The organism is Enterobacter sp. SA197 (genome assembly GCF_054131575.1).
The window spans coordinates 696,959-714,371 of the sequence record NZ_CP096393.1 but is presented as its reverse complement, the minus strand read 5'-3'; the positions used below and the strand labels follow the sequence as shown (position 1 = coordinate 714,371).

17 protein-coding genes and 1 other annotated feature are annotated in these 17,413 nt (G+C 53.1%); of the genes, 3 read left to right on the top strand and 14 right to left on the bottom strand.

The window, feature by feature from the left end; all coding sequences use genetic code 11:
- Nucleotides 1-37: 37 nt before the first annotated feature.
- The 3 genes from M1D91_RS03295 to tal all read right to left on the bottom strand — a co-directional run bounded on the left by M1D91_RS03295 (nucleotide 38) and on the right by tal (nucleotide 3,113).
- Nucleotides 38-1,345 carry an MFS transporter gene (locus tag M1D91_RS03295; protein ID WP_437431103.1) on the bottom strand — a complete coding sequence of 436 codons (1,308 nt, stop codon included), beginning with the start codon at nucleotides 1,343-1,345 and terminating at the stop codon, nucleotides 38-40.
- Nucleotides 1,346-1,470: 125 nt separating this feature from the next.
- A complete protein-coding gene (gene mog, locus M1D91_RS03290) occupies nucleotides 1,471-2,058 on the bottom strand; it encodes a molybdopterin adenylyltransferase (RefSeq protein WP_437431102.1) in 588 nt (195 codons plus the stop codon).
- Nucleotides 2,059-2,159: 101 nt separating this feature from the next.
- Nucleotides 2,160-3,113, bottom strand: coding sequence for a transaldolase (tal, locus tag M1D91_RS03285; RefSeq protein ID WP_437431101.1), 954 nt, complete (start codon nucleotides 3,111-3,113; stop codon nucleotides 2,160-2,162).
- Nucleotides 3,114-3,312: 199 nt separating this feature from the next.
- Between tal and M1D91_RS03280 the strand changes: the two genes are divergently transcribed.
- Nucleotides 3,313-4,764, top strand: a complete 1,452-nt coding sequence (locus tag M1D91_RS03280) for an alanine/glycine:cation symporter family protein (protein ID WP_437431100.1) — start codon at nucleotides 3,313-3,315, stop codon at nucleotides 4,762-4,764.
- A 57-nt stretch (nucleotides 4,765-4,821) separates the two neighbouring features.
- Entirely contained in the window at nucleotides 4,822-5,595 is a 774-nt protein-coding gene (gene yaaA, locus M1D91_RS03275) for a peroxide stress protein YaaA (protein ID WP_437431099.1), read from the top strand.
- Between the two features lie 41 nt (nucleotides 5,596-5,636).
- On the opposite strand, the gene M1D91_RS03270 is transcribed toward yaaA, so the two are convergent.
- From M1D91_RS03270 to yjjY, 7 genes are all read right to left on the bottom strand, one after another.
- Nucleotides 5,637-5,921: a DUF2502 domain-containing protein gene (locus M1D91_RS03270; protein ID WP_437431098.1), complete on the bottom strand. Its 285-nt coding sequence runs from the start codon at nucleotides 5,919-5,921 to the stop codon at nucleotides 5,637-5,639.
- 224 nt (nucleotides 5,922-6,145) lie between these two features.
- Nucleotides 6,146-7,432 carry a threonine synthase gene (gene thrC, locus M1D91_RS03265; RefSeq protein ID WP_437431097.1) on the bottom strand — a complete coding sequence of 429 codons (1,287 nt, stop codon included), beginning with the start codon at nucleotides 7,430-7,432 and terminating at the stop codon, nucleotides 6,146-6,148.
- Between the two features lie 3 nt (nucleotides 7,433-7,435).
- A complete protein-coding gene (thrB, locus tag M1D91_RS03260; protein WP_437431096.1) occupies nucleotides 7,436-8,365 on the bottom strand; it encodes a homoserine kinase in 930 nt (309 codons plus the stop codon).
- A gap of 1 nt (nucleotide 8,366) precedes the next feature.
- Entirely contained in the window at nucleotides 8,367-10,829 is a 2,463-nt protein-coding gene (thrA, locus tag M1D91_RS03255; protein WP_437431095.1) for a bifunctional aspartate kinase/homoserine dehydrogenase I, read from the bottom strand.
- Between the two features lie 23 nt (nucleotides 10,830-10,852).
- Nucleotides 10,853-10,973 (bottom strand) — a sequence feature (Thr leader region).
- On the bottom strand, nucleotides 10,909-10,980 hold the full coding sequence (gene thrL / locus M1D91_RS03250; RefSeq protein ID WP_072042696.1) for a thr operon leader peptide: 72 nt from the start codon (nucleotides 10,978-10,980) through the stop codon (nucleotides 10,909-10,911). (Overlaps the previous feature by 65 nt.)
- A 211-nt stretch (nucleotides 10,981-11,191) precedes the next feature.
- Complete coding sequence (locus tag M1D91_RS03245) at nucleotides 11,192-11,878, bottom strand: tRNA/rRNA methyltransferase (RefSeq protein ID WP_437431094.1); 687 nt, start codon at nucleotides 11,876-11,878, stop codon at nucleotides 11,192-11,194.
- Nucleotides 11,879-12,276: 398 nt separating this feature from the next.
- On the bottom strand, nucleotides 12,277-12,417 hold the full coding sequence (yjjY, locus tag M1D91_RS03240) for a YjjY family protein (protein ID WP_121497538.1): 141 nt from the start codon (nucleotides 12,415-12,417) through the stop codon (nucleotides 12,277-12,279).
- Between the two features lie 95 nt (nucleotides 12,418-12,512).
- On the opposite strand from yjjY, the gene arcA reads away from it, so the two are divergent.
- Nucleotides 12,513-13,229 (top strand): two-component system response regulator ArcA, encoded by a 717-nt coding sequence (gene arcA / locus M1D91_RS03235; RefSeq protein ID WP_437431093.1) that lies wholly within the window; start codon nucleotides 12,513-12,515, stop codon nucleotides 13,227-13,229.
- A 65-nt stretch (nucleotides 13,230-13,294) separates the two neighbouring features.
- Here arcA and creD read toward each other — a convergent pair whose 3' ends face one another.
- The 4 genes from creD to creA are packed head-to-tail and all read right to left on the bottom strand — an operon-like array spanning nucleotide 13,295 to nucleotide 17,326.
- The gene (gene creD / locus M1D91_RS03230) at nucleotides 13,295-14,674 is read right to left on the bottom strand and encodes a cell envelope integrity protein CreD (protein WP_437431092.1); all 1,380 of its coding nucleotides are present in this window, start codon (nucleotides 14,672-14,674) and stop codon (nucleotides 13,295-13,297) included.
- Between the two features lie 56 nt (nucleotides 14,675-14,730).
- Nucleotides 14,731-16,155 carry a two-component system sensor histidine kinase CreC gene (gene creC / locus M1D91_RS03225; RefSeq protein WP_437431091.1) on the bottom strand — a complete coding sequence of 475 codons (1,425 nt, stop codon included), beginning with the start codon at nucleotides 16,153-16,155 and terminating at the stop codon, nucleotides 14,731-14,733.
- Nucleotides 16,155-16,844: a two-component system response regulator CreB gene (creB, locus tag M1D91_RS03220; protein ID WP_437431090.1), complete on the bottom strand. Its 690-nt coding sequence runs from the start codon at nucleotides 16,842-16,844 to the stop codon at nucleotides 16,155-16,157. Before creB ends, creC begins: the two co-directional genes overlap by 1 nt.
- Before the next feature lie 11 nt (nucleotides 16,845-16,855).
- Nucleotides 16,856-17,326, bottom strand: coding sequence for a protein CreA (creA, locus tag M1D91_RS03215; protein ID WP_437431089.1), 471 nt, complete (start codon nucleotides 17,324-17,326; stop codon nucleotides 16,856-16,858).
- Between the last annotated feature and the right edge of the window lie 87 nt (nucleotides 17,327-17,413).

Here is a 17,413-nt window from a genome sequence, read left to right as displayed (position 1 = left end):
GCGCGCTGGCGCCGTCATCCGACGGCGCACCGATGTCTCAGGGCTGAGGTTGTTCTGTCAGTGCCGCGCTTTTCGCCGCCATCCAGTCCTGGCGCAGCCAGATACCAAGCCCTATCCCCGTCAGTGCCAGCGCCAGCACATACCAGGCGGGTGCCATTGGGCTGACCCCCATTAACATGGTAACGGCAATTGGCGTCAGCCCACCAAAAATGGCATACGAGACGTTGTAAGAGAATGAAATCCCGGTAAAACGTACTTCAGCAGGAAAGGCACGAACCATCACGTAGGGCACGGCACCGACAACACCTACGCAGAGTCCAACCAGACCATAGAGCACGAACAGCTGTTCAGGATGACTGCCCACCTGGTGATAGAACAGCCAGCTCGAAACGGCCAGCAGGAGGCCGCCGATAACAAAGGTTTTGCTCGGCCCAAACTTATCCACCACCAGACCCGCAATCAGGCAGCCAACGCAAAGCATAATGGTGGCTATGCTGTTGGCCTGTAGCGTCAGTGCAGGGGCCAGCCCATACTGTTTTTGTAGCCAGACAGGCGACATCAGAATCACTACCACGATGCAGGCCGAGAGCAGCCATGTCAGCAGCATAGAAACCACCACCGCTTTTTTATGCTTTCGCACGACGGCTTTAACCGGTAGCTCTTGTGCCAGCGCTTTACGCTGTTGCATTTCGAGGAAGACAGGCGTTTCCTGTAACCAACGACGAAGATACATGGCCACCAGACCAAATGCGCCGCCGAGCAGGAAGGGGATACGCCAGCCGCCATCATGGATCGCCTGCTGGCTCAGGCTGGTGTTGATAAGGGTTGCCACAACGGAGCCCAGCAGGATCCCAACGGTGAGTCCTGCGGTCAGGGTGCCGCACGCGATGCCGATACGACGTTCCGGCACATGCTCCGCGACAAAAACCCATGCTCCCGGTACTTCACCACCAATTGCGGCCCCCTGGAGTACACGCATAAGCAGCAGAAGCAGAGGGGCAATCAGCCCGACCGAGGCATAAGTCGGCAGTAAACCAATCGCCAGTGTAGGGACGGCCATTAGCAGGATGCTGAGGGTGAACATCTTCTTACGCCCCACCAGATCGCCGAAATGCGCCATCACAATCCCGCCCAGTGGACGCGCCAGATAGCCTGCGGCAAAAATGCCGAAGGTCTGTACCTGACGTAGCCATTCCGGGATGTCCGCCGGGAAGAACAGCTCTCCCACCACGGCAGCAAAGAAAACGAAGATAATAAAATCGTAAAACTCCAGCGCGCCGCCTAATGCGGCAAGCGTGAGAGTTTTGTAATCCTGTTTATTCAAAGGGCGTGTGTGTTTTGACATAACGGACCATAGGTAAAGAGGCGGGTTAAGGTAATATTTACGATAGCTGTAAATTAAAAGTTACTATACCGTAAATAATTTAACACGCCACTACACGAACCGATTAAATCAAAAAACGCGCAACATCAGGAGATTGTCTCGCGCCTGGCACTTTTTGGACGAAAAGACGCTACCCGGGCGGGATTGGTTTCGACATAAGGGCCTTCAAGCAACTGTACACAATACGGTACACTTGCAAAAATGCCCGGCACTTTTACGTTACCTTCTGCATCCTTCAGCCCTTCCAGCGTCTCTTTGATGGATTTAGGCTGGCCCGGCAAATTCAGAATCAGCGCCTGTTTGCGGATCACGCCCACCTGACGGGAGAGAATGGCTGTCGGCACAAAATTGAGGCTTATCTGGCGCATCTGTTCGCCAAAGCCTGGCATTTCACGATCCGCTACTGCCAGTGTGGCATCAGGCGTAACGTCGCGGCGTGCAGGACCGGTGCCGCCAGTGGTCAATACAAGATGGCAGCTCATCTCATCCACCAGCTCGCAGAGTGTCTGCTCGATGATGTTTTGTTCGTCCGGGATCAGACGCGTTTCGATAGAAAAAGGGGTAATGAGAGTGGCTGCGAGCCACTCCTCAAGCGCCGGGATGCCTTTGTCCTGATAGATACCGCTGGAAGCGCGATCCGAGACAGAAACTAAACCAATGCGTAAGGTGTCCATATTCATTCCGTATAAAAAAGTCTGACTTACGGAAATGATACACGTGAAGCGGAGAAGCAGACAGAGGGGAAACGTGGCCGAAGACCGGCCACGCAGAATGATTACAGCAGGTCGCCGATCATTTTTTCCAGTTTTTCCTGGTCAACAGCAAACTTACGGATACCGTCCGCCAGTTTATCCACTGCCATTGGATCCTGGTTATGCTGCCAGAAGAACTGCGCTTCGGTGATGCGTTCAGGACGCGCTTTCACTTCGCCCGTATAAGCCAGTTTGCGCTCGATAGCGCCTTCGCTTTCCGCCAGCTCTTTGAGCAGTGCCGGAGCGATAGTCAGACGGTCGCAGCCTGCCAGTTCCAGAATCTCACCCAGGTTACGGAAGCTTGCGCCCATCACCACGGTTTCATAACCGTGCTGTTTATAGTACTGATAAATTTCAGTCACGGACACCACGCCCGGATCTTCAGCCGGTGCGTACTCTTTCTTATCCGTGTTCGCTTTGTACCAGTCAAGAATACGGCCAACGAACGGAGAGATCAGATAAACGCCGGCTTCGGCACATGCACGCGCCTGCGCGAAGGAGAACAGCAGGGTCAGGTTACAGTTGATGCCCTCTTTTTCCAGCTGTTCTGCCGCACGGATGCCCTGCCAGGTAGAGGCCAGTTTGATCAGGATACGATCGTTGCTGATGCCCGCATCGTTGTACAGTTTGATCAGATGTTTGGCCTTGGCGATAGAGGCTTCAGTGTCGTAGGAGAGACGCGCGTCCACTTCGGTCGAGATACGACCCGGGATCAGCTTGAGGATTTCCAGACCGATATTCACTGCCAGTTTGTCTGAAGCGTCGATAATCTGCTGCGCGCGATCGCTGCTCTGGCTTTTAGCCCAGGTGATGGCGTCATCAATCAGTTTACGGTATTCAGGGATTTGGGCAGCGCCAAGAATCAGAGAAGGGTTGGTGGTAGCGTCCTGCGGCTGATACAGCTTCATTGCTGCGATATCTCCGGTGTCAGCCACGACTGTCGTGTATTGACGCAGAGAAGTCAATTTATCCGTCATGATAGTGTTTCTCTTTGAACTTGTTAGGGGGATGTAACCGGTCTGCCCTGATGATAACACGACGCACTGGCAGCGCAACCGCGCAGTGAAGTTGCGTAACTATGATAAACTCGATTTATTAATTGCCTGCGAAGTAGTCTGCGACAGCTCGTGGCGCTGCTTATTTTTCCGTGTCATGGCATAAACAAGAGGGACGTTAATGCCTGAATTCTTTTCCTTTATCAGTGAAGTACTGTGGGACTCACTGATGCTCTATTTACTGCTTGCGGCGGGTATCTGGTTTGCCTTTCGCAGCAAATTCGTCCCTTTCCGGCTACCTGGCGACTTCTATCGCAACCTCAAACGTCGCCGTAGCGCGCAGCCTGGGGGACTAAGCGCATATCAGGCCCTCTTTCTCAGTCTTGCTGCCCGCGTAGGTAGCGGAAACCTCGCCGGCGTGGCGTTTGCCATTACCGCCGGCGGCCCTGGTGCGATTTTCTGGATGTGGGTTTCGGCCTTCATCGGCATGGCGACCTGTTTCGCTGAATGCACGCTGGCACAACTCTACAAAGAACGAGATGCAAACCAACAGTTTCGCGGTGGTCCGGCGTGGTATATGGCCCGCGGGTTGGGCATGCGCTGGATGGGAGTGCTGTTCTCACTCTTTTTGCTGTTTGCCTATGGACTCATTTTCAATACCATTCAGGCCAACTCCGTGGCACGTGCCGTACACTACGCCTGGGGTATCCACCACCTTATCCCCGGCATAATACTTGCCGCGCTTCTATTGCTGTTGATGACGCGTGGGCTGCGCATCATTGCAAGCGTGGTGCAGTGGGTAGTGCCGCTGATGGCGTTAGGCTGGGTTGCCGTAAGTATCGTTATCAGCATAAGCCATGCTGTCGAACTTCCTGGGGTTTTTGAGGCCATTTTTCGGGGGGCTTTTGGCTGGCAGGAAGCTGCTGCCGGTACGATGGGGTATACCCTCAGCCAGGCGCTGACCAGCGGTTTTCAGCGCAGCATGTTCTCCAACGAAGCGGGTATGGGCTCCACCCCCAACGCAGCGGCAATGGCCTCCTCTTCCCCTCCCCACCCGGCTGCCCAGGGTTTTGTACAGATGATTGGCGTGGTCATCGATACGTTTATGGTCTGCACTGCCAGTGCGGTTGTTCTTCTGCTGGCGAACGTCTCCCCCGCGGAGGGCACCTTTAGTGGGACGCAAATGGTGCAGGACGCGATGGTAACGCTCACGGGCAATTGGGGAGCCAGTTTCGTGGCAGGTCTTGTCTTCCTCTTCTCCCTGACCTCCATCACGGCAAATTATGTTTATGCCGAAAACAACCTCATCTTCCTGCGGCTAAACAGCAAGAGAAACATTTGGCTGTTACGCGCAGGAATACTGCTAATGGTCGTCATCGGCTCTCTGTTGCGTATGCCATTACTCTGGCACCTGGCCGATGTGGTCATGGCATTTATGGCGATCGCCAATCTGACCGCTATCCTGCTGCTCTCCCCCGTCGTCAACGTCATTGCGGGTGACTATCTACGCCAGCGCAAGCTGGGGATAACGCCCGTTTTTGATGCCAGCCGCTATCCCGAGATCCATCGCCAGCTCGCGCCAGGAGCATGGGACAGTGAGACAAAACGGACAACTGACAATCACAACTATTGATCAACCCGGTTCGCTTTTTTGTTAAAATCAGCAAAAAATTCCCTGCAAGGACTGAATATGCTGATTCTCATTTCACCCGCCAAAACGCTGGATTATCAGAGCGAGCTGGCCACGACACGCTTCACTCAGCCTGAGCTGCTGGACCATTCTCAGCAGCTCATTGATGTTGCTCGCCAATTGACCGCGCCGCAAATCAAAACCTTAATGGGAATCAGCGATAAACTTGCCGACCTGAACGCCACGCGTTTCCACGACTGGCAGCCGGACTTTACGCCACAGAATGCCCGCCAGGCTATTCTGGCCTTCAAAGGCGATGTCTATACCGGCCTGCAGGCGGAAACCTTCTCAGAGGCCGATTTTGATTTTGCCCAGCAGCATCTGCGCATGCTTTCTGGACTCTATGGCGTCTTGCGACCGCTGGATCTGATGCAGCCGTATCGCCTGGAGATGGGCATTCGCCTGGAAAATGCGAAAGGCAAAGATCTCTACCAGTTCTGGGGCGACACCATCACCGAGAAACTCAACGAAGCCATTAAAGCGCAGGGCGATGAGGTGGTGGTCAACCTGGCTTCAGATGAGTACTTCAGATCGGTAAAACCTAAAAGCCTGAAGGCGCGTATCATCAAACCGGTCTTCCTCGATGAGAAAAACGGCAAGTTCAAAGTCATCAGCTTCTATGCCAAGAAAGCGCGTGGACTGATGAGCCGTTACATTATTGAAAAACGGCTGACGAAGCCTGAGCAGTTAACCGGATTTAACAGTGAAGGCTATTTCTTTGACGAGGAGCAGTCAGGAAAAGGTGAACTGGTTTTTAAACGTCACGAGCAGTAACGACGTTTCCCCTCTCCGCCCGGAGAGGGGAATCAGTAGCATTAACGCTTCCAGCCCGGACCGCGGTCGTCATGTCGGTCATCATGGCGATCGTCATGATGGTCACGAACCGCTTCATGATGCGACCGCCAGTGGTTATCACGCATCTCATAGTGACGGTTCCACCAGTCATGGTCACGCCAGCGCCCGCCATCCCAACGGTTGCCATGATTATCACTGTCGCCAATTTGCAGTTTTACTGCCGGCACGAGGGTAATTTCTGCAGCCTGTGTCGCCAGCGGAGCCACCATCACTAACGAAATCGCTAAGAAAACAGGTTTCAACATGGGTTACTCCTGGGTTCATTTTGCCCGTTATGGGCCGATGAAAGGAGCTTAAGCAAAGTGATGACCGGTTGTTATTCTCTGCAATCCTAATCTTTAAGTGCCCGCATTTATTGAGAATTTCTACATTTTTCCTGCGCAATGCCTCCGCATTTCCTCCGTATTTGCGCGAAAAAAAACCGGGTTGCCATGATGCACACCCGGCCTTTAGAAAGCTCGTCTACTGCTTAGGCTTTGCTCATCATCAGCTTACGTAATTGGGCAAAATCAGCAGGCAGGTGGTGGGAAAGCAACTCAAGTTCTGCACGCTCGGCCAGCTCTTTTGGCAACGCCAGCGGTTCGCCCAGAATCTCTTCCACGCTCTCTTTAAATTTCGCCGGATGGGCCGTACCGAGGAACAGACCATATTCGCCAGGATGCAGCTGATCGCGCAGCGCACGGTAAGCGATAGCCGCATGAGGCTCGGACAAATAGCCTTTGCCTTTCAGCTCACGCATGGTCTCTTTGGTGGTTTCGTCATCCACCGCGGCATAGCCTAACTCGTTCAGACGCCAGATTTTACGGCGGAACAGCTCCTCAACACGCGGCCAGTTATTCGGCTGGCTGACGTCCATCGCATTAGAGAGAGTGGCCTGCGTCGCTTTTGGCTTCCATTCGCCCTCCTGCAGGAAGCGCGGCACCGTGTCGTTGGCATTGGTGGCCGCGATAAAGCGTTTGACTGGCAGACCCAGTGACTTCGCCAGCAGGCCGGCAGTCAGGTCGCCGAAGTTGCCGCTCGGCACAGAGACGACCAGTTGATTGCGGGCTTCCTGCGGCAGTTGCGCTACGGCTTCAAAGTAGTAACAAATCTGCGCCAGCAGGCGGCTGATGTTAATGGAGTTAGCGGAGTTCAGACCCAGCGCGACTTTCAGCTCTTCATCATCAAATGCCTGCTTCACCAGCGCCTGGCAGGCATCAAAATCTGCGTCGATGGCAACGGTTTCGATGTTGCCACCCAGCGTGCAGAACAGTTTCTCCTGCAACGGGCTGATCTTACCGTTCGGGTAGAGGATAACGACACGCACGTTTTTCAGACCGTAAAACGCATGAGCGACCGCGGCACCGGTATCACCTGACGTGGCGGTCAGAATGGTTACTGGCTTATCCCCGCTGATGGAGGTCAGCATCTGCGCCATAAAGCGCCCGCCGAAGTCTTTAAAGGCCAGCGTCGGACCGTGGAACAGCTCCAGGCAGCCAATATCGCTTTCAACCGCCTTCACCGGGGCCGGGAAAGCAAATGCGTCGCGGACGCGCGCTTCCAGAACCTCTGGTGGCAGTTCATCACCGATAAACGCACCGAGGATCTTTGCGCTGCGCGTAACGAAATCCTGCCCCAGCATTTCGTCGATCTCTGTCAGGCTAAATTCCGGCAGATCGTGAGGAAAAAAGAGCCCCTGATTTTTGCCAAGGCCCTGCGTGATGGCCTGTGCGAAGCTGACCTGTTCGTTGTGATCTTTTAAGTTATAGAGTTTCATTGGTTATCCCACTACTCGTGCGCCCGTCGTATCCAGACGGCAAATATGAACAAAGCCTTCCTGATTTTGCAAATAGTGTTTGCTCAGCCAGTCAGCCACACGCTGCGCGGTTTCGGTTTTATCACACAACGCAAAGAGTGTGGGTCCCGAACCAGAAATCCCACAGGAGATGGCGCCAATCTCTGCCACCGCCTGGCGCGCTTCACCAAAGCCCGGCAGCAGTTTAGTGCGATACGGCTCTGCAATAACATCTTTCATTAACGTCGCAGCAAGTGCGGGCTGACGCGAATAGCAGGCATGAATAAAGCCCGCCAGGTGCCGACCGTGAGCAATGCAGTCCTGGCGACGATACTGCGCAGGCAGGATAGCGCGGGCTTCTGCCGTCGATACTTTGATTCCCGGATAAGCCAGCACCCAGAGCCACTCATCAAAGCATGGCACCTGCTGGCTGATTATGCCGTTTTCCTCGATCATCAGTTGCATGCCGCCGAGGAAGCAAGGGGCGACATTATCGTAGTGAATACTGCCGGAGATACGCCCTTCCAGCTCGCCCATGATCGCCAGCATTTTACTGTCGTTCAAAGGCTTACCGCAGTATTCGTTCATGGCGACCAATGCCGCGACCACCGAACAGGCGCTGGAGCCGAGGCCGGAACCAATCGGCATATTTTTTTCGAGCGTCATCGAAACCGGAACCGTTTTACCGATCTCCTGGCAGAAGCGCTCCCAGCACTGATAAACAATATTCTCTTTCGGGTTGGTGGGCAGCTTGCTGGCAAAGCGCCCCAGATTCTGGAGGCGAAAACTGTCAGCCGCTTCAACCGAGACATTATCGCCCAGCAGCGTCCCATCGACAGGTGTCACTGCCGCACCCAGTACATCAAAACCTACGCTCATGTTGGCACTGGAGGCCGGAGCATATACTTTCACCATCTTAAACTCCCAACTTCCAGGAAAGAGTACGCAACAGATCAGCAAACACCCCCGCTGCCGTTACGTCATTACCCGCACCATATCCACGCAGTACCAGCGGTATCGGCTGATAATAGTGGCTGTAGAACGCGAGGGCGTTTTCGCCATTTTTCACTTTATAAAGCGGATCGTTGCCATCTACTTCGGCAATTTTTACCCGGCAGACGCCGTCCTCTTCGATATTTCCCACGTAGCGCAATACTTTACCTTCATCACGCGCTTTTGCCACGCGAGCGGCAAATGCATCATCCAGTTGCGCCAGGCGATCCATGAACTCCGTCACCCCGCCGCTGGCATCGAATGTCTCAGGTAAGACAGGTTCAATCACAACGTCGGACAGTTCGAGCTCGCGTCCGGTTTCGCGTGCCAGAATCAGCAGCTTACGAGCGACGTCCATACCCGAGAGATCATCGCGCGGGTCCGGCTCAGTAAAGCCGATGTCTCGCGCCGCTTTGGTCGCGTCCGACAGGCTCATCCCCTCGTCCAACTTGCCAAAAATAAAAGAGAGAGAGCCCGACAGGACGCCGGAGAAGCGTTGCAGTTCATCGCCCGCATTGAGCAGGTTTTGCAGGTTTTCAATAACCGGCAAGCCCGCGCCGACATTGGTGTCATAAAGGAACTTACGACGCGATTTCGCCGCCGCATGGCGCAACTGGTGGTAGTAATCCATTGACGAGGTATTGGCCTTTTTGTTTGGCGTAACCACATGGAAACCTTCACGCAGGAAATCAGCATACTGATCGGCAACACTCTGATTAGACGTACAATCGACAATGACCGGGTTGAGCAGATGGTACTCTTTCACAAGACGAATCAGGCGGCCTAAATTGAACGGCTCTTTTGCCTGAGCCAGTTCAGCCTGCCAGTTCTCCAGGTTCAGACCATGCACATTGGTGAGCAAGGCTTTGGAATTCGCCACACCACAGACGCGCAGATCAATATGCTTGTTCTTCAGCCAGGTTTGCTGGCGCTTAAGCTGTTCCAGCAGCGCTCCGCCGACACCGCCTACGCCGATGACAAAGACTTCGATAACCTGGTCAGTATTGAACAACATCTGATGCGTGACGCGCACGCCCGTTGTCGCATCGTCGTTGCTCACGACGACCGAGATGGAACGTTCGGAAGAGCCCTGGGCAATGGCAACGATATTAATATTCGCACGGGCAAGCGCGGCGAAGAATTTTGCGGAGATACCGCGCAGCGTGCGCATCCCGTCACCTACAACCGAAATAACGGCAAGACGCTCCATGATGGCGAGCGGCTCCAGTAATCCTTCTTTCAGCTCCAGATAAAACTCATCGCTCAACGCGCGTTGCGCGCGCGCGCAGTCTGATTGCGGTACGCAGAAGCTGATGCTGTATTCAGAGGAAGACTGAGTAATCAGCACGACGGAAATTCCTGCGCGGGACATGGTCGCAAACACGCGGGCCGCCATGCCGACCATACCTTTCATGCCGGGGCCTGAAACGTTAAACATCGCCATGTTATTCAGGTTAGAGATGCCCTTAACCGGCAGACCATCTTCATTAGAGGTGGCCCCAATCAGGGTGCCCGGTGCTTGCGGATTACCGGTATTTTTAATCAGACAGGGGATCTGGAACTGGGCAATAGGGGTGATTGTGCGCGGATGCAGCACTTTTGCGCCGAAGTAGGAAAGCTCCATGGCTTCCTGATAGGACATGGATTTCAGCAGTCGCGCATCCGGGACCTGGCGCGGGTCACAGGTATAGACGCCATCCACATCAGTCCAGATTTCACAACAGTCCGCACGTAAACAGGCCGCCAGTACCGCAGCGGAGTAGTCAGAGCCATTACGCCCCAGCACCACCAGCTCGCCTTTCTCATTACCGGCGGTGAAACCGGCCATCAGAATCATATGATCGGTGGGGATACGGCTTGCAGCAATTCGACGGGTGGATTCAGCAATATCCACGGTAGATTCAAGGTAGTGACCAACAGCGAGCAGTTTTTCGACCGGATCAATCACAGAGACATGGTGGCCCCGTGCTTCCAGCACGCCTGCCATGATAGCAATCGAGAGTTTTTCTCCACGGCAGATCAGTGCTGCATTAACGCTGTCCGGGCACTGACCCAGCAGGCTAATCCCATGCAGAACATGTTTAATTTGTGCAAATTCTTGTTCAACGACACTTTTAAGCGAAGCGAGGGGGAAACCGGGTTGGGCGTCTGCGAGTCCTGCAAGAAGCTCAGCAAAAATCCGTTCTGCATCACTGATATTCGGTACGGCATCCTGACCACCAATGGTCTTTTCAATCATGGCGACCAGGTGATTGGTGATTTTCGCCGGGGCAGATAACACTGTCGCCACCTGCCCCTGCCTGGCATTACTTTCCAGGATGTCGGCAACACGCAGAAACCGTTCCGCATTTGCCACTGATGTACCGCCAAACTTCAACACTCGCATGTTATACCCCTTGATCTCTGGTCGAAAAAAAAGCCCGCACTGTTCAGGTGCGGGCTTTTTTCTGTTTTTCCTGTACGCGTCAGCCCGCACCATTACCTGTGGTAATTGTGGTGGTGGTAATAATGGTGGTGACGATGCTGATGCGTTTCATGGCTGTTGTGTGCTCTGTTATTTTTATCTGTCTGTCGCTGTGCCTATATTGGTTAAAGTATCTGCCCTCTTAAGTCAATGCATTTTTAGTTTTTGCCCCTGCTGGCAGGTTTTCATCTCCACTGCCCGCCAGCGACTAAACATTCATCAAAGACCGTGAAAGCGGCAACCAATCAATATTTTCATCTTTTATTTATATTAATATCCAGACATTACTCGGCGAGTTTTTTTTCGATGTCATGCAGCAATCGATGTAACATTGCGGTGTCCCGCTGCCCTAAAACACCAATGCGCTGATCGAGCCAGTCAGCCATTTTTATGTCATCAGCGACGTTGAGTTTTTCGAGCAAGGCGTGAGCACGCAGCCGTAAAGCACGCAACGGATTCTCATCGTAGTCAGTCGCCGCGTCAGCCATTTTTTGCATTAATGACGCTAATTGATAGCAATAGACCATCACCGCCTGTCCCAGATTGAGTGAGGGATAGTCCGCCACCATAGGAACGCCCGTCAAAATATCAGCCAGTGCCAGCTCCTCGTTGGTCAGGCCAGAATCTTCCCGGCCAAATACGAGTGCGCCGGTTTTTAACCACTCACTTTTTTCCTGTAGCAAGGGAACCAGTTCCTCAGGCGTGGCGTAGTAATGAAACTTTGCCCGGCTACGAGCTGTTGTGGCAATGGTGAACTGGACGTCGGCGAGCGCCTGGGCGAGAGAAGCATAAGTTTTAATATTATCAAGCACATCACCGGCACCGTGCGCCACACGACGCGCCCCATCTTCGAGATGAGCCATGCTATCCACAATGCGCAGATCCGTAAAACCCATGGTTTTCATGGCGCGAGCCGCAGCGCCAATATTTTCCGCTCTGGCGGGGGAAACGAGTACAACAGCCAGGTGCATTTTCGTTCTCTTCTTGATCGTTTAATGGAGAAAATATCGTCACCACGGACATATTTCGCGGTGAGAATTTACAATTATGTAACAGAAATTACTGTATTTCACCCTGCCAACGGTTAAAAGAAGCTAAACTGTTGAAGGGTGAAACTACTGCTCAGAATGTTAATATAACAGGCTTATCCCTATGTTTATTCATGGCATTTTGATAAGTAATGGGAATCTGCTGTTGGATTCACCATATTTATGAATTAATATTCGCAACTCGTTGGTTTATTGAAATATTGTGAAAAACGCTAACATTAAGATACAGAGATTTCACCAAAGTGTTAACGTGCTACAATTGAACTTGATATATGTCAACGAAGCGTAGTTTTATTGGGTGTCCCTTGAGTCTTAGCCTGTTATGTTGCTGTTAAAATGGTTAGGATGACAGCCGTTTTTGACGCTGTCGGGTCCAGAGGGAAAGTACCCACGACCAAGCTAATGATGTTGTTGACGTTGATGGAAAGTGCATCAAGAACGCAATTACGTACTTTAGTCATGTTTAGCCGATCATGTTAATTTTCGACATGCATCAGGCAGGTCAGGGACTTTTGTACTTCCTGTTTCGATTTAGTTGGCAATTTAGGTAGCAAACATGCAGACCCCGCACATTCTTATCGTTGAAGACGAGTTGGTAACACGCAACACGTTAAAAAGTATTTTCGAAGCAGAAGGTTACGATGTATTCGAAGCGACCGATGGCGCGGAAATGCATCAGATCCTGTCTGAAAATGACATCAACCTCGTGATCATGGATATCAACCTGCCTGGTAAGAACGGTCTGTTGTTAGCCCGTGAGCTGCGCGAGCAGGCCAATGTCGCGCTGATGTTCCTGACCGGTCGTGATAATGAAGTCGACAAAATCCTTGGCCTCGAAATTGGTGCTGACGACTATATCACTAAACCGTTCAACCCACGTGAACTGACCATCCGCGCACGCAACCTGCTGTCTCGTACCATGAATCTGGGTACTATCAGCGAAGAGCGTCGCAGCGTTGACAGCTACAAATTCAATGGCTGGGAGCTGGATATCAATAGCCGCTCGCTGGTTAGCCCGAATGGTGAGCAGTATAAGCTGCCGCGTAGTGAATTCCGCGCGATGCTGCACTTCTGCGAAAACCCGGGGAAAATTCAGTCCCGTGCGGAACTGCTGAAAAAAATGACCGGTCGTGAGCTTAAACCACACGATCGCACCGTGGATGTCACTATCCGTCGTATTCGTAAACATTTCGAATCCACGCCTGACACCCCTGAAATCATCGCCACCATTCATGGCGAAGGTTACCGTTTCTGTGGTGATTTGCAGGAATAGTCTCCCCGGTTCAACAAAAAGCGGCGCTAAGCGCCGCTTTTTTTATCACAACCTTTTCCCGTTCCCTACTTCCACAGCCGCATTCCCTCATCCGTCGGTTCACTCCTGGCAACAGATGATTTACGAACCATAGAAATTGAATACCAGTCAAACCGGCGCGTCAGGATCATCATCGCACTCAGCGCCACAAACAGCACCCCGGTCCCGAGCAGTAAGGCACTGTCTTCAGAATTCAACAGACACCACATCACCCCATATAACGTCAGTAATGCGCCGGTGAAAGGCAGACTTGCACGCCAGGTTTTCATCACGCCCTGCAGATAAAATCCATTAATAAAGCCGCCGAGCAGGCTCGCAGTTATCCACGCCGGGGTGAAACCAATATGCTCAGACAGCGCCAGGAGCACCAGATAAAACATCACCAGCGATAGCCCTACCAACAGGTACTCCATAGGGTGCATCTGCCGGGCCGTGAGACTTTCAAACACAAAGAAAGCGGCAAAAATCAGGGCGATAAGTAAAATGGCATACTTTATGGCTCTGTCGGTAAGCTGATACTGATCTGCCGGGGTAGTGATATTGACGCTAAATGCAGGCAGTCGGCCTTCATTGCCTTCACTCAGGCTCAGCATATCGCGAACTTTGCTGTCTATGTTGTTGGCAAACCAGGTACTTTGCCAGTGCGCCTGAAATCCACTGGCGGAGACTTCACGTTTTGTAGGCAGGAAATCCCCGGTAAAACGGGGGTGAGGCCAGTCGCTTAACAGCGTCAGTTCGCTGTTACGCCCGACAGGCACCACGGAGAGCGCCCCCGTGCCATTCAGGCTAAATGACATGTCAAGCATGAGGGGGTTGCGGCTTATCTCTACTGAGCCCAAAGGCGCATGCAATCCCTGCATGTTACTCACCAGGCCAGAACCGGGCTCAACGGTAAGCGTCTCACCGTTGATTTTCATGGTCTGAACCTGGCCAATACCACGGGCATCACTCAACGCCAGAACCACAAAAGGTTCACCTATTTTCAGGTTTTCGCTCGCTTCCAGCCCAAGGCGCTTTGGATCGAATTGCGCTTTAAGCGAGATATCGCCATGCCAGACCTGGCCGTCGTAAATACCGATTTGTCGTGATTCAACCTGTTGCTTAGCTTCTATCATCAGTGATTCAGGTAGCCAGTAGCGAATGAAACTTTTACTTCGACGGATCTCTTTAGGTGGCTCGTCGCCGGTGGACTCCAGCACCGTCGTGATTTCGGTCACTGGCACTGCAATCAGCGGCCCAATCAGCTTTTGCGAACCCGCGCTGCTCTGTCGCAGAACATCAGCGACCTCATCACGATAATCGCTGCGCTCTTTCACCAGATTGCTAACCATCATGAGTGGTACCAGCAGCAACGCAATACACCCTACCAGGGTAAAAACTTTCCAGAATAATGGTGATTTAAACATAACCCCTCCTTTGTCGTGCCTGCACAATAAAGGGGTTATGTGGGGAGAGTTTGAAGCTATGTGAAGTGACGGTGAAGTGCCAGACGCGCCTCGACGCCCCCTTCAGGGCGATTGCTTATCCGGATGCTTCCCTGGTGCAGACGGGCCACCTCCTGAACAAATGCCAGGCCCAGACCGCTGCTCTTGTGGCCGTCTTCGCGGGGGAGTGAGTAAAAACGCTCGAAGATACGTTCAAGCGCATAATCCGGGATCCCTTGTCCGTTATCGGAAACGGTGATCACCGTAAAGCCCTCTTCATCGTTGGCGTGCAGGTAAATTGCCCCCTTTTCCGGCGTAAAGTCGATAGCGTTATCCAGCAGATTACCAAGCGCCTGGCTTATCAGCGCGCGATCCGCCGTCGCGATAACCTGTTGCGCCTGGCATTCAAGCGTCAGTCCCTTGCGTGCCAGAATGGCGCTGCGTTCATTGGCAAGCTGTGCGAACAACTCACTCAGTTCAACCTGCGAGGGCGCAATCTCCTGGCGGTTTTCCAGCTTCGCCTGGGAAAGGAGTTTTTCAACCAGATCCTGCATGCGGGCATTTTGCGCGAGAATATTCCCCGTGAAATGGTTAACGACTTCAGGTGGCGGGCCTTCACGAAGGATCTCTGCCGCACCGCGAATGGCGGCCAACGGACTTTTTAACTCATGGGTCAGTGCATGCACGTAGTGCTCAATGTAATTCTTACCCTCAAGCTTCTGGCGCATGCTTTCCAGCGCCTGCGCGAGTTTGCGTAGCTCGCTGCTGCCAAGCGACGGCAGCGGTAGTGGTGTCTTCTCGGTGACGGCATCAGCATAGCGCGTCAGTGTGCTGATGGAACGGTTGATCCATAGCGCAATCCCGAAGCCAATCATCAGCGCAATACCGAGTAGCGCGGCGCTTGCCCAGAGGATGCGCCGCTCGCTGCGCTTAATAACCGGCGCAATCGCGCTGTTAGGTTTACCTACGCTGACGACACCGATAATATTTCCCCTGACGGTTATCGGTGCCGCCACGTACATGACGGTACTTTCCGGATCGTCAGCGTTGGAAGGGGTGCTACGTGCGCCGTATTTCCCGCGTAGGGTGAGCCAGACGTCATTCCAGCGCGAATAATCCTTCCCCAGCGCTTTTCCTGCAGAGTCAAACACCACCGTGCCGGAAGCATCAGTCATGTAAACGTGATACTCGTTACGAACTTTACGGATACCGCTGATATCGGCCCGGAAAGCATGGGTTGAAAGCGAAGCGAAAGCCTGAGCGAGCTGCCCGTTTTGCGGCTGACCGGAGAGTAAGTCCGTTCGCGCCAGCTCCGCCAGCAGCGTGGCGGTATCAATCAGCGTCCCCTCCGTTGCGCGACGCACGCCAGGTTTTATCTCCTGCACGAAGATCGACAACACGAACCATGCGGCAACGGCAACAATCAGGAAATACCCCAGCAACAGCCGCATGCCTATACGCATTAGCGGCTCCCCAGGCTGTAGCCCATACCGCGATGGGTATTGATGGGTGAAACCTCCGCATTGACTGCCCGCAATTTGGCGCGCAGCGTCTTGATGTGGGTATCAACCGTCCGATCAAAACTCTCCTGGGCATCAGACCAGACAAGATCCATGAGCTGCTGGCGTGAAAAGATCCGCCCCGGCGCATGTAACAGCGTTTTCAACAGTAAGAATTCATAGCGCGTCAGGGGGAGCGTTTCCCCACACCAGCGGACCAGCGCAGCAGGTTCATCAAGCTCAAACTGACCGACACGTACCGTTGTGGACGGGCTTGCCGCTTTCTGAAAACGCCGCAGTACGGTGCGAACCCGGGCACAGACCTCTCTGGGCGAGAAGGGCTTAGCGATGTAATCATCTGCCCCCATTTCTAGTCCCAGCAGCTTATCGATTTCATCGCTACGGGCCGTCAAAAAAAGCACGGGCAGGCCGGGCGCAACGGTCAGCAGCCGTCGGCAAAGCTCAAACCCGCTGATATCCGGTAATCCAACATCCAGAATAGCCAGATCGGGCAGTTGCCGGTTGGCCGCATCCAGAACGGGCAATCCGCGTTCGAAAGCACGAACATCAAAACCATCCTGGCGCAGCATGTAAATCAGCGTATCGGCGATGCTTACTTCGTCTTCAACCAGCCAGATTTGCGGTTGTGACATGCCTGGTCCCCTTATTTGCCCCAGGGCATGATCGGCACGGCGCTCAGCGCGTTCTTCGGCGACCCTTCCACGACTTTGTCGGAGTAGGTCAGATAGATGAGCGCGTTGCGTTTAGCATCGTAAAAGCGAACGACCTGTAGCTTCTTAAACACCAGCGACGTGCGTTTCTGGAAGACGACATCCCCCTGCGCTTTCCCCTGTTTGATTTTATCGCTGACCTCAATCGGCCCTACCTGCTGGCAGGAAATGGCGGCATCGGAGGTATCTTCCGCCAGGCCCAGCCCGCCTTTAATACCACCGGTTTTTGCTCTGCTGATATAGCAGGTCACGTTTTTAACATCCGGGTCGTCAAAGGCTTCCACAACGATTTTATGGTCCGGACCAAACATTTTAAAAACGGTGTCCACGGAGCCAATCTGTTCTGCCTGTGCGGCCGCACTCAGCAGCAGTAATGAGGAAAGGATGAGGCTTGTATATTTCATATTGTTACCATTTCTGAATATAACGTTGAGCAACTATTCATAGCCGTAGGCGAAAACGTTTATAGATCACTAATTTACAAAAATCAC